Genomic DNA, 12,620 nt, shown 5'->3' with positions numbered 1-12,620 from the left:
AGGTTTTGTGAGCGCGATCTCGTTTTTGCCGCCTAACGTGTCTTAGGTCTTCTCCTAGTCGATAAATAAAAATATTATTTATTATTAGCTGGTTATCGCGATTTCATGAGCTGGTGATAATAAAATTATGCATGTTGGCATAATTTGTGCTTAAATAAGCGGGTAGATGCTCATTCCACCTTCTATGCTTGCTTCGGCTTCATAATCCTGGGAATGACGCAGAGCCAATTTGAGGTGCCTATCGTCCAACTCCAGATGAAGATGCAAATCTCCATCGGGCCTTCCGGACATAACGTTGAGTGAGGCACCATTCTGTTGTCTGACAGACCTGATATTTTCAACGCTTACCGTTTATCGGTAAGCGTTTTTTTTCGTCTGAGGAAAATGTCCGGTAACCGCCTTCTGTTGGGCCATTCAGGACGGGTCATACAAAAGAATAAGGCTCCAAAAAGGAGCCTTATGAAAGGGATAACGTAGTGATTAGCTGGCAGGCTGCTGTAGCGTGAGTAACAGCCCTTCGCGCCGCATTTGGGCCGCTTCATCCGGCAGATGCAACCGATCTAGTGCATCGGCGCGCCAAGCATAATCATAAGCGTCCGGCCGTAATTCCAATGCGGTGCGGAAAGCATCGCTGGCCTGCTGCCATTCGCCGTGTTTCATCAGCAACTGACCTAACGTACTGCTCAACAGCGCAGTAGCGCCTTGCTGCTTGATGTACTGGTGCAGCACTTTTTCCAGCTGTTCTGGATTACCAGCTTTGAGGCGTGGCATCAGCAGGATCAAGCGTTCGTCATATTGGCGTTTGAGGCCGTCGAGAATGATCTTCTGAGCAGTATCATGATCGTCACACTCGATCAAATGCTCAACCATCGCGACCTGGAGTGGGATTTCATGACGTACTTTGCGGCTCTGATTATTCCACCATGATTTCAACCCTTCGCTGCCACCATCCGCCATCGCCTGATTCATCAGGCCGATATAGGCCTGCTGCTGTAGATCCAGCAAACGTTCTTCAGGGTACAGATTGATCTTGCGCATCGCAGGCAGAATATCCAGCAGCGCGCTGTAGGCGTGAGTACGCAGGAAGGCCTGCTCCGCTAAACGCAGTACCTCAGGATGGCGGGGCGCAACCTCCAGCAGTTTGTCCACGCCGTGACGTGCAGCATGATCTTCATTACGCGCAAGCTGAATACGCACGCGCGTAATATCTACCGGAAGCTGATCGGTATCTGCAACCTCGGCGGCACGCTCCAGATATTGCTTGGTGCGGAACTCGTCACCGCGCTGCTGGGCGGCTTCGGCTGCCAGCAGGTAGTTAACCACGGGCTGCTCGGCATGATCGGCATTGCGCGTCAGTAGCTTTTCTACCTGTAAATAATCGCCCTCGGCCAGCTTGAGCAGCGCGGCTTTGGTCTGTTTTCTGGCGCGGGTGCGTTTGCGGCCGAGGAACCAGCCGCGCGTGCGGGATCCGGTACGAAAGATCCGGCGGAGCACCCATTCCACCGCCAAAAAGGCGAGAAAGAACAGTACCAGCATAATGACCAGGCCGGTCACGCTGGTTTGAATATCGTAGTTATCCGTTTGGATCAGGACGTAGCCTTGGTGACCTGCGACGATCGGGCCGATCACGATGCCGGCGATCAGGATCAGGAACAGCAATAAGACTTTTAGCATGCTCATTCCCCTTGCTGTGTGGCTGGCGCCTGAGCCAGTAGGTTACGAACGCGCGTTTGCATCAGTTTTTCCAACAGCGCCTGACTTTGTAGCTCCGTTGGGACATCCAGTGAAACCGACTGCTGGCTTAAGGCATCGAGCTGATCTAAAAAGGCCTGCGTCGTGGGGTCGGTGGTATCAAAGTAGGCGCGAACCCAGGTTGCTGCCGTTTCCAGCGACTGTTTGTACACTTCATTCTGGTGGCGAGGAATCGCCTGTGCGGCAACCAGCAGACGTGAACGGATATTCTCGCGCAGATACACATCCTGATTCGGTGCCAGCAGCGGTTCGGCAGCGCTGTCGCGGCGGCGAATGGTGATAAAATCAGCCAGGAAATTGTGCCAGCTCTTGCTTAGATTTTGTCGCCACTCGCTCAAGGAAGCGGACAGCTCTGTGCTGTTGGCGTCCATCGGCGCTTCATCAGTGTTGTTGTCGGCGAGCTGTAAGTTATCCAGCTGATCGGTGAGCTGATTTACTTTAAGGATGATGCCGTCAAAATCGACCTGACTCACGCCTGCCAGTGCACCGATATCGTTGGTCAGCGCACGGCGGATTTCTATCAGGCTGGGATCGTTCATTTCCGCCAGGCTAGCGTCCGCGCTTTTCAGCAATGCGCCTGCGGTGGTGACGTCTTTGTCACTCCACAGCTTGCGTCCTGCCAGTTTCACCAGAAAATCTGCCTGAGCGATCAGCCAGGTATTGGTGTCATGGCTAGAAAGCGCCGCCAGCTTATCGCGCAGCTCGTCCGACTGACGCGTTAGTGCCTCAAGACGCTGTGCGGCCGTGTCTTGTACTTTGCTTTGCTGCTGTTGAGCGTCCAGCCACTGCTGCTGCTCTTGCTTATGCTGTTGCTGCAATGTGTTGAACTGCGCTTCCAGACGTTGCAGCGCAGCGGTTTCTTTCTGCGCCTGCTGGTGGCCGTGGTAGTACAAGCCCGCGCCTATTGCCAGCGCAATCACAATCGCGATCGCCCCGAGCACAGCACCGCTACGTTTGGGCTGCGGTGCAGGATCCTGCTGCTGATGCGCGGGTTCAACCCGTTCAGCAACCTCGTCGGATGGAGCTGTGGGGGTATTGTGTTCCGTCATAATGGTACATCCCATGATCAGGTTTATTGTAGTGCGCGCACGAGCGCATCGTTATCGGCGTTATCGGCCACTCGGATATCACGCCAGCCAAGCTGACGAGCTTGTTCTGCCAGCCGTTCGCTGACGACGATCAGCTGGCAGCCGAGTAACCAGGAAGCCCGATAGTAATCAGGTACTAAAGTATAGATCCGTTGTAGCATTTCTCCGCTGGTAATCACCAGTTTGTCGATGCCTATTTGTTGCCAATGGCGGCTTTGCTCTAGCCCGTCATAGTGAACGTCTCTGCGCTGATAACATTCACAGTAGGTCACCTGTGCGCCGCGTTCGGTTAGCGTTTCTCCCAGCAGTTCCCTGCCGCCGTTGCCGCGCAGCAATAGCGCGCGTTTACCGGAAACATCTTGCAAGTCAGGAAGTTGTAGGAGCGTTTCGCTGGTTTCGCGCTCAGGCGGATACGTTACCGGGTGTGCGCTGATTTTATGCAGCGCCAGCGCGGTGGTGCGGCCGATAGCGTAATAAGCGAGATGGGCAGGCCAGCTGATATCCGAACGTGCCAGCATCGGATCGGCGTAATGAATGGCGTGTTGTGAGAGCGCAAACACCAAATCGTCGGCGCTCAGTGCCTGTAATAGTGAAGGCAGGCTGGCGAGTTCTCGTCCGGGTGAAAACTCGATCAGCGGGCTGTGCCAGGCGTTATAGCCGAGCTTTCTTAAACGGGTCACCAGTTGTTCGCCAGTTGGTGACGGACGGGTAACCAGAATAGTCATGATGAGCTTGACCCTTGATAAACGGCTTGAAGGATGGCGCTGGCTCCTTTTGCTAACAGCTCTTCAGCCAGTGCAATGCCGATTTGTTCGGCATCGGAGACGCTTCCTTTACGTTCACCGACGATCATTTGGCTGCCGTCCGGCGCGCCAACCAGCGCACGCAGCCACAGCGTGTCGCCTTCCAGTTCGGCATAGCTGCCAATCGGCACCTGACAGCCGCCTTCAAGGCGTACATTCATGGCGCGTTCAGCCCATACGCGGGCAGCGGTAGCGGCGTGATTGAGCGGAGCGAGGAGTTGGCGGACATGTTCGTCATCCAAACGGCATTCGATGCCGATAGCACCTTGTCCGACGGCAGGCAGAGATTCTTCTGGGCTTAACGCACAGCGGATGCGTTCTTCAAGTCCGAGGCGTTTTAGGCCGGCGACAGCAAGAATAATGGCGTCATAGTCACCGTTATCCAGTTTTGACAGGCGGGTGCCGACATTGCCGCGTAAATCTCGAATCACCAGATCGGGACGTCGGGCGCGTAGCTGGCACTGGCGGCGCAGGCTAGAGGTGCCGACACAGCTGCCTTCCGGTAATTGATCGAGGCTGTCGTAATGATTGGAAACAAAAGCGTCGCGCGGGTCGTCGCGTTCGCAAATGGTGGTCAGGCCGAGGCCGTCTGGGAATTCGACGGGCACATCTTTCATGGAGTGGACGGCGATATCAGCGCGCCCTTCAAGCAGCGCCAATTCCAGTTCTTTAACAAACAATCCTTTACCGCCGACCTTTGCCAGTGGCGTATCCAGAATGATGTCGCCGCGGGTTACCATCGGCACCAGCTCCACGTGTAAATCCGGGTAGAGGTGGTTTAAACACTGCTGAACATATCGTGCTTGCCATAGGGCGAGCGGGCTTTGTCGGGTGGCAATTCTAATAATATTGGCTAACATGCTTGATACCGTTTTTATCATTTTCCGCCATCGTATCATTGATGGTGCGTTGGTGTCAGGTTGTGGGCATTAGCGGCGCGCCTTTTAAAACGGTCTGAAATTCGGGTGCCGCAAGTCGAGTAAAGAAGCCGTGCTGATGCAGTCGGGTAGGTAAATTCGTAATAAAGCAAGATAGGTAAGTCTAACTTTCTTTACTTTCTTTACGCCCAATCAGCAAGGTGTTAAATTGATCACGTTTCCAGCAATAATTCGCTAAACATTCTTCTAATTTCATCATGCGGATTTGGAACACGGGGTTTTTCTAGGCACTGGGATAAATCAGGCGAAACGTCTTGTACTTCTACATCGAGACTTTGAAGCAAAGACTGGATGCGATCAACCAACTGCGTGTTGACCGTGCTCTGGGAGCAATGAAACCCGCTTTTCAGCAGGTTTACAGTCTTCTGCCCATTTTATTACATCATCATCACCCGTTGATGCCAGGCTACCTTGAAGGCAAGGTGCCTCACGGTATCTGCACTCACACGCCTGATGAAAAGCAGCAACAGTACCTCGATGGCATCGCGTTGCGCTGGGGTCCGTTTGACTGTTCTCATCCACAGGGCGAACTGCCGATCACGGGCATCTATTCAATGGGAAGCACCTCGTCTATCGGGCAGAGCTGTAGCTCCGATCTCGATATCTGGGTGTGCCACCAATCCTGGCTGGATAGCGAAGAACGCCAACTCCTACAGAAGAAATGTACGCTGCTTGAGCAGTGGGCTGCGGCGCAGGGCGCTGAGGTCAGCTTCTTCCTGATGGATGAAAGCCGTTTCCGCCACAATGAAAGCGGTAGCCTGAGCGGTGAAGACTGCGGCACCATGCAGCACATTCTATTACTCGATGAATTCTACCGTACCGCCGTGCGTATGGCGGGTAAACGTATTCTGTGGAATATGGTGCCGGTCGAGGAAGAATCTCACTACGACGAATATGTGCTGTCGCTGTACTCGCAGGGCGCGCTGGCACCGAACGAGTGGATGGATTTGGGCGGCTTAAGCACGCTGTCGGCGGAAGAGTATTTCGGCGCGAGTCTCTGGCAGCTCTATAAAAGCATCGATTCCCCCTATAAAGCCGTACTGAAAACACTGCTGTTGGAAGCCTATTCCTGGGAATACCCGGATACCAGCCTGCTGTCGAAAGAAATTAAAAAACGCCTGCATGACGGTGAGATCGTCTCTTTCGGTCTTGATCCTTACTGCATGATGCTGGATCGCGTGACGCACTACCTGACGGCGATCAACGATCCCACGCGCCTCGATCTGGCGCGTCGATGTTTCTACTTAAAAGTCTGTGAAAAACTCTCCAGAGAAAAAGCCTGTGTCGGCTGGCGTCGCCAGATTCTGAGCCAGCTGGTGCAAGAATGGGGATGGAGCGACGAGCATCTTGCTATGCTGGATAACCGCGCTAACTGGAAAATCGAACAGGTACGCGAAGCACATAATGAGCTGTTGGATGCGATGATGCAGACCTATCGCAACCTGATTCGCTTCGCCCGCCGCAATAATCTGAGCGTCAGCGCCAGCCCACAGGATATCGGTGTGTTGACCCGTAAACTGTACGCTGCGTTTGAAGCGCTGCCGGGTAAAGTTACCCTGCTGAACCCACAAATTTCGCCCGATTTGTCAGAGCCGAATTTAACCTTTATCTATGTTCCTGCGGGTCGTGCGAACCGTTCCGGCTGGTACCTGTACAATCAGGCACCGTCGATGGATGCGATCGTCAGTCATCAGCCGCTGGAATATAACCGCTATCTGAACAAACTGGTGGCGTGGGCATATTTTAACGGCCTGCTGACGCCGAGCACGCGCCTGCACATTAAAGGCAACGAGCTGTGTGACATCACGCGCCTGCAAGCGCTGGTGGACGACGTAGCCAGCCACTTCCCGCTGCGTCTGCCTGCCCCCACGCCGAAGGCGCTGTACAGCCCGTGTGAAATTCGTCATTTGGCGATTATCGTCAATCTGGAACACGATCCGACGGCGGCCTTCCGCAATCAGGTGGTGCATTTCGATTTCCGTCATCTGGATGTCTTTAGCTTCGGCCAGCAGCAGCAGTGTCTGGTTGGCAGTATCGACCTGCTGTACCGCAACTCGTGGAACGAAGTCCGTACGCTGCATTTCAGCGGCGAACAGGCGGTGTTGGAAGCGCTGAAAACCATTCTGGGCAAAATGCATCAGGATGCGGCGCTGCCGGAATCGCTGGAAGTCTTCTGCTACAGCCAGCACCTGCGCGGGCTGATTCGTACCCGTGTGCAGCAACTGGTGTCCGAATGCATTGAGCTGCGCTTGACCAGTACGCGTCAGCAGGAGCCAGGGCGCTTCAAAGCGGTGAAAGTGGCAGGACAAACCTGGGGCTTGTTCTTCGAGCGGCTGAGTGTATCGGTGCAGAAGCTGGAAAATGCGGTCGAGTTTTATGGCGCGATTTCCAACAACAAACTGCAAGGCCAGCCAGTTCAGGTTGAAACCAACCACGTGCATTTACCGCCAGTGGTCGATGGCGTCGCCAGCGAAGGGATCATCCAGTTCTTCTTTGAAGATCTGACAGAAAATCAGGGCTTTAATATCTATATTCTGGATGAGTCGAATCGCGTTGAGGTGTATCACCATTGTGAAGGCAGTAAAGAAGAGCTGGTGCGCGATGTCAGCCGCTTCTATTCGTCTTCGCACGATCGCTTTACCTACGGTTCCAGCTTTATCAATTTCAACCTGCCGCAGTTCTACCAAATCGTACAGCTGGACGGCCGCACGCAGGTGATCCCGTTCCGCAGCAGCGCACTTTCTCATCTGTGCATTACGCCTGTGGTGGATGATGAGGTGATGACGATGAAGCAGCGGTTACAGATTCTATAACCACTCTATACCCTAAATAATTCGAGTTTCAGGACAAAAACGGCAAGGCGTTTTTGAACAGCGCTTGCGCTGACCCCGAAGGGGTGAAGCCAACGCACATGCAACTTGAAGTATGACGGGTATGTACTCGGCTTTCAGCGTATTCAGAAAGGGATGTATTGATGGACTCGTTGCAACGCCGAAACCTGATACTGCTGGCGCTCGGACAAGGGCTGACCGGCAGTATTATTTCCCTGATGACGCTGTGTTCCACACTGGTTGGCGTATCGATGACGCCCGTTCCGCTGTTGACCACGCTACCGATTACCGCGACGGTGTGCGGTGCGGCGCTGATGATCTATACCGTTTCGTCGCTGATGACAAAATATGGCAGGCGCAATGCGTTCATCATCGGCACGCTGATCGGGCTGGCGGGCGCGCTGTTGGCGGCGCTGGCGATTCTGCTACACAGCTTCTCCCTCTTTGTGTTTTCAACGTTTGTGCTGGGGATGTCCTGCGCCTTCAATCAGTATTATCGCTTCGCTGCGGCTGAGATATTTACCGATAATCAGCAGAAAAATCGTGCGATCTCATGGGTGATCAGCGGCGGTATCTTGGGCGGTTTTCTCGGCCCGTTCGCGGCGAGCCAGTCTTCTCAGATTTGGGCATCGTACCCGTTTCTCGGCAGCTTTATCGCGGCGGCCTTCATCTGTGTTATCACGTCTCTGCTGTTGCTTGGCCTTAAACTGCCTCCAATGTCCGTTACCACGCCCAGCGCCCAGCGTAGTGAACCGCTGGCGGCGATTCTGAAAAGCCGGGCGTTTGTATTGGGAACGGCAAGCTGTTCCGTCGGATTTGTGGTGATGACGCTATTGATGAACTCCGTGCCGCTGGCAATGCACCAACACCACTTTTCCGTCAGCCACAGTGCGACGGTTTTGCAATGGCATTTTGTGGCCATGTATGCGCCTGCGCTGCTGTTAGTGCTGTTGGCGAAACGACTGACGCCAATTCAGGTCGTGGTGATTGGCATGGTATGTAACGTCGTCGGGGTGGCGGTCGCGCTGAGCGGTTTGACGTTCTGGCACTTCCTGTTTGCGCTGATGCTGTTCGGTATCGGGTGGGCGTTTATGTTCAACGGCGGGACATTCATGCTGAACGCGTTTACCCATTCAGTGCATAAATCGCGTTTGCAGGGGATTAACTCGTTGGTGATTTACGTGCCTAACGCGCTGGCGTCGCTGTCTGCTGGCAGCCTGATGGCGCTGACCAGCGGCTGGCCGATGGTCAATATGGTAGGTATCGGCATGCTGTTGTTGCTGGTTCTGGGGCTGATAATTCTGGGACGGCGCTGATGTGTGGCGCGCCGCGAGCCCGTTGAAAAGGCTGTTACCCGAAGTGAACGGTTTCCCCGGCCTGATCCGAGCAGGCTGCTGACAGCAGCGCGATAAAATCTTCACCGCTGCGAGCGCATACCCAACGTTCTTCCTGAAGGTTGAAATGGTAACCGCCTGCTTTGGTCGCCAGCCAGATTTGGTGCAGCGGCTCCTGCCGATTAATCACGATTTTGCTGCCATTTTCAAAACTCAGCGTCATCACGCCGCCGTTGGTTTCGTAATCGATGTCGGCATCACCCTCAAACTGATCCAGCGTTTCTTCCAACTGAAGCATGAGTTCGTCGGCTAATTGGTGGAACTCGCTATCGTTCATTTTCGATTCCTATTGATTTTCATGATCCACCTGCGATTATAGAGAGCATACGAGTATTAATGACAGGTCTTAACGTGATGAAAAACGTGTTTCGCCAGTTTTTTCTGGTGTTATCAGTAGTGAGTTTATTCGGCTGTGGTCTGAAAGGGCCGCTTTATATGCCTACCGATGGTAAATCCGGTGCGTCAACGACTCAGCAAAATGAGAACCAGCCGCCGCAAAAGAAAACGTCAATGCGTCCTTAATGCGTGACGACAGTAATCAATAACAGGTCACGCGCCCGGTTAAGCAAGCGGGGGAGTCAGGATAATGCAGTTCGCTAAGATGCACGGGTTAGGCAACGATTTCATGGTTGTTGATGCCGTTACGCAAAACGTTTATTTTTCACCCGAATTGATTCGCCGTTTGGCGGATCGACACTGTGGTGTAGGGTTTGACCAACTGCTGGTCGTCGAGCCACCCTACGATCCTGAACTGGATTTTCATTACCGCATTTTTAACGCGGATGGCAGCGAAGTGGCGCAGTGCGGCAATGGCGCGCGCTGCTTTGCTCGCTTTGTTCGCCTGAAAGGGTTGACCAACAAGCGTGATATTGCCGTCAGTACGCAGACAGGCCGGATGGTGCTGTCGGTGACCGATGACGAACTGGTGCGCGTCAACATGGGCGAACCGAATTTCGAGCCGCAACAGGTGCCTTTCCGCGCGGTCAAAGCGGAGAAAACCTACATCATGCGTGCCGAAGAGCACACGGTGCTGTGTGGTGTGGTGTCGATGGGCAACCCGCACTGTGTGATTCAGGTTGAGGATGTGGACACGGCGAAGGTGGAAACGCTGGGGCCGCTGCTGGAAAGCCACGAGCGTTTTCCCGAGCGTGCCAACATCGGTTTTATGCAAATTGTTGATAGCCACACTGTCCGTCTGCGGGTGTACGAACGCGGTGCGGGAGAAACACAGGCGTGCGGTAGCGGCGCGTGTGCTGCCGTGGCGGTAGGGATCCAGCAGGGATTATTGTCCGCGAACGTTCGCGTATCTCTGCCGGGCGGGGAGTTGGATATCCAGTGGGATGGGCCGGGACATCCGTTATTCATGACCGGGCCTGCAACGCATGTCTACGATGGATTTATTCATTTATGAAGAATGTCGAGGAACAGGCAGAGCGCGAGATCGCACTCAGTGACGAGATGGTTTTGCAGTTCCTGCAACAGAATCCTGATTTTTTTATCCGCAATGCGCGTCCCGTCGAGCAGATGCGCATTCCTCACCCCGTCAGGGGAACCGTGTCGCTGGTAGAATGGCAGCTGGCACGTCAGCGTAACCACATTACTCAGCTTGAGGAAGAAATCACGCTGTTGATGGAGCAGGCGGGGGCGAACGAAGTGCTGTTCAATCGCCTGCTTGGGTTACAAACTGAATTGGCGTCGGCGGACAGCCTGACGGACATGTTGGAACGCTTGCAGCGCTGGGCGCGTCAGCTTGGTCTGGCGGGGGCAACGGTTCGTCTGTTTAGCGATAAATGGCGCCTTGGTGCGCCTTCTGGTTTTACCCACCTTGGGCTAAACCGCTCCACCTTTGAGCCGCTGCGCATTCAGCGCTTCGGACAAAGTAACCACTATCTTGGCAGCCTGAACGGGCCGGAGCTGTTGCTTCTGCTGCCGCAGGCCAGACAGGTTGGGTCGGTCGCGCTATCGCTGATGGGAAATCATCACGATTTGGGCGTGCTGATTTTCAGCAGCCGCGACAGCCATCATTATCAGGATGGCATGGGAACGGTGCTGCTTCAGCAAATGGCCATGATGCTGCCAGCGATGCTGGCGCGCTGGGTTGAACGGGTATGAGCCGACAGCCCGCGCCATCGGAAACGCCTTCCTCTTCGCCGTTACAAACCGATGTTGATGCGTTCCTGCGCTACCTAAAAGTAGAGCGTCAGCTAAGCCCGCTGACGCAGACCAGCTATTTACGCCAACTGTCGGCGGTTATCACGATACTCTCCGCTGCGGGTGTGGCTGACTGGCGCAAGCTGGATGCTTCTGGCGTGCGTTCCGTGGTGTCCCGTAGTAAGCGCGATGGGCTACATTCCAGCAGTCTGGCGCTACGTTTATCGGCTCTGCGCAGTTTTCTCGACTGGATGGTGTCACGCGGTGTGCTGGCGGCGAACCCCGCTAAAGGGGTATCCACGCCACGCGCCGGACGCCCATTGCCAAAGAATATGGACGTGGATGAGGTGAATCGGCTGCTGGAGATCGATTGGGACGATCCCCTTGCGGTGCGCGACCGCACGATGCTAGAAGTGATGTACGGTGCGGGGCTGCGTCTGGCGGAGCTGGTTGGTATGGATTATCAGCATATTGATTTGGCCAGCGGTGAAGTCTGGGTCATGGGGAAAGGCAGCAAAGAGCGCAAATTGCCGATAGGAAAAACGGCGGTAATCTGGCTGGAACGCTGGCTGGCGCTGCGCGAGCTGTTTGGCCCACAGGATGATGCCGTGTTTATCTCCAATCAGGGACGACGCATTTCGATGCGTAACGTGCAGAAGCGTTTTGCTGAATGGGGGGTTAAGCAGGGCGTGAATAGCCATGTTCATCCGCATAAATTGCGCCACTCCTTTGCGACGCACATGCTGGAATCCAGCGGTGATTTACGGGCGGTACAAGAGCTGCTTGGTCACGCTAACCTGACCACGACGCAGATTTACACCCATCTTGATTTTCAACATTTAGCCTCCGTGTACGATGCCGCGCATCCACGCGCCAAACGAGGGAAACCCTGATGCATTTTTACCGACCTCTTGGCCCGATCCGGGCAATCACGTTCGATCTGGATGACACGCTGTACGATAACGCGGACGTCATTCGGCGCACGGGGCAAGAGTCAATCCACTTTCTGCAACAGTATCATCCGGCGCTTCGTGATTTTCAGGCCGATGACTTTCAGAACTTACGCCAGACTTTGCTTGAGCGCGAACCGGACATCTATCACGACGTGACTGAATGGCGTCGCCGTGCGGCTGAACTGGCGATGTTAGAGCGCGGCCTGAGTGCGGCAGAGGCTAAGGATGGCGCAACAGCGGCAATGGAAAACTTTGCCCACTGGCGCAGCCAAATTACGATTACCGAAGAAACGCACCAGACGTTAGCGGCGTTAGCGGAGAAAGTACCGCTGGCCGCCATCACCAACGGTAACGCTGAGCCGCACCGCTTTGGCCTCGATCGCTATTTTTCCTTCATCCTGCGCGCTGGCCCGCACGGCCGTGCCAAGCCGTTTGGTGACATGTACCATCTGGCGGCGCAAAAGCTCAACTTGCCTGTGCATGAGATTCTGCACGTCGGTGACGATCTCACGACCGATGTGGCAGGGTCGATCCGCTGCGGTATGCAGGCCTGCTGGATTAACCTGCGTGAAGGCTGCCTGACGCAGATTGGTGACGCCCGACTGCTGCCGCATATTGAAATTTCGCGGTTGGCATCGCTGTCGGCATTGCTATAATCACGGCATTAATCTGTATAAATCACCAGTGGAAATGCCTTGCTTATGCGGCGT

Annotated in this window: 12 protein-coding genes; 7 read left to right on the top strand and 5 right to left on the bottom strand. The window is 54.5% G+C overall.

Features of this window, described 5'->3' with window-relative positions; translation table 11 throughout:
- Positions 1–480 precede the first annotated feature (480 nt).
- From hemY to hemC, 4 genes are read right to left on the bottom strand one after another with little or no spacing between them, the layout of a single operon-like run.
- Positions 481–1,674: a protoheme IX biogenesis protein HemY gene (hemY, locus tag QWJ20_RS20145; RefSeq protein ID WP_039486704.1), complete on the bottom strand. Its 1,194-nt coding sequence runs from the start codon at positions 1,672–1,674 to the stop codon at positions 481–483.
- 2 nt (positions 1,675–1,676) lie between these two features.
- Positions 1,677–2,801 (bottom strand): uroporphyrinogen-III C-methyltransferase, encoded by a 1,125-nt coding sequence (hemX, locus tag QWJ20_RS20140; RefSeq protein WP_262253960.1) that lies wholly within the window; start codon positions 2,799–2,801, stop codon positions 1,677–1,679.
- A gap of 23 nt (positions 2,802–2,824) precedes the next feature.
- Positions 2,825–3,565, bottom strand: coding sequence for a uroporphyrinogen-III synthase (gene hemD / locus QWJ20_RS20135; RefSeq protein ID WP_174867060.1), 741 nt, complete (start codon positions 3,563–3,565; stop codon positions 2,825–2,827).
- The gene (gene hemC, locus QWJ20_RS20130) at positions 3,562–4,503 is read right to left on the bottom strand and encodes a hydroxymethylbilane synthase (RefSeq protein WP_174868053.1); all 942 of its coding nucleotides are present in this window, start codon (positions 4,501–4,503) and stop codon (positions 3,562–3,564) included. Before hemC ends, hemD begins: the two co-directional genes overlap by 4 nt.
- 332 nt (positions 4,504–4,835) lie before the next feature.
- Between hemC and QWJ20_RS20125 the strand changes: the two genes are divergently transcribed.
- On the top strand, positions 4,836–7,394 hold the full coding sequence (locus QWJ20_RS20125) for a class I adenylate cyclase (protein WP_109412288.1): 2,559 nt from the start codon (positions 4,836–4,838) through the stop codon (positions 7,392–7,394).
- A 161-nt stretch (positions 7,395–7,555) separates the two neighbouring features.
- Positions 7,556–8,728, top strand: a complete 1,173-nt coding sequence (locus tag QWJ20_RS20120) for an MFS transporter (RefSeq protein WP_433993328.1) — start codon at positions 7,556–7,558, stop codon at positions 8,726–8,728.
- 34 nt (positions 8,729–8,762) lie between these two features.
- On the opposite strand, the gene cyaY is transcribed toward QWJ20_RS20120, so the two are convergent.
- Positions 8,763–9,083, bottom strand: a complete 321-nt coding sequence (gene cyaY, locus QWJ20_RS20115) for an iron donor protein CyaY (protein WP_433993327.1) — start codon at positions 9,081–9,083, stop codon at positions 8,763–8,765.
- A 59-nt stretch (positions 9,084–9,142) separates the two neighbouring features.
- On the opposite strand from cyaY, the gene lptM reads away from it, so the two are divergent.
- The 5 genes from lptM to yigB all read left to right on the top strand — a co-directional run bounded on the left by lptM (position 9,143) and on the right by yigB (position 12,566).
- The gene (gene lptM / locus QWJ20_RS20110; protein WP_039486713.1) at positions 9,143–9,328 is read left to right on the top strand and encodes an LPS translocon maturation chaperone LptM; all 186 of its coding nucleotides are present in this window, start codon (positions 9,143–9,145) and stop codon (positions 9,326–9,328) included.
- Positions 9,329–9,392: 64 nt separating this feature from the next.
- Entirely contained in the window at positions 9,393–10,217 is an 825-nt protein-coding gene (gene dapF, locus QWJ20_RS20105) for a diaminopimelate epimerase (protein ID WP_433993326.1), read from the top strand.
- A complete protein-coding gene (locus tag QWJ20_RS20100; protein WP_095993091.1) occupies positions 10,214–10,918 on the top strand; it encodes a DUF484 domain-containing protein in 705 nt (234 codons plus the stop codon). Before dapF ends, QWJ20_RS20100 begins: the two co-directional genes overlap by 4 nt.
- The gene (xerC, locus tag QWJ20_RS20095; RefSeq protein ID WP_433993325.1) at positions 10,915–11,850 is read left to right on the top strand and encodes a tyrosine recombinase XerC; all 936 of its coding nucleotides are present in this window, start codon (positions 10,915–10,917) and stop codon (positions 11,848–11,850) included. The genes QWJ20_RS20100 and xerC overlap by 4 nt, the downstream gene beginning before the upstream one ends.
- Positions 11,850–12,566: a 5-amino-6-(5-phospho-D-ribitylamino)uracil phosphatase YigB gene (gene yigB / locus QWJ20_RS20090; RefSeq protein ID WP_433993324.1), complete on the top strand. Its 717-nt coding sequence runs from the start codon at positions 11,850–11,852 to the stop codon at positions 12,564–12,566. The genes xerC and yigB overlap by 1 nt, the downstream gene beginning before the upstream one ends.
- The last annotated feature ends 54 nt before the right edge of the window (positions 12,567–12,620 follow it).

The organism is Pectobacterium sp. S5, assembly GCF_051707265.1.
Taxonomy (GTDB): Bacteria; Pseudomonadota; Gammaproteobacteria; order Enterobacterales; family Enterobacteriaceae; genus Pectobacterium; species Pectobacterium polare.
This window is presented reverse-complemented; position numbering and strand designations above follow the sequence as displayed.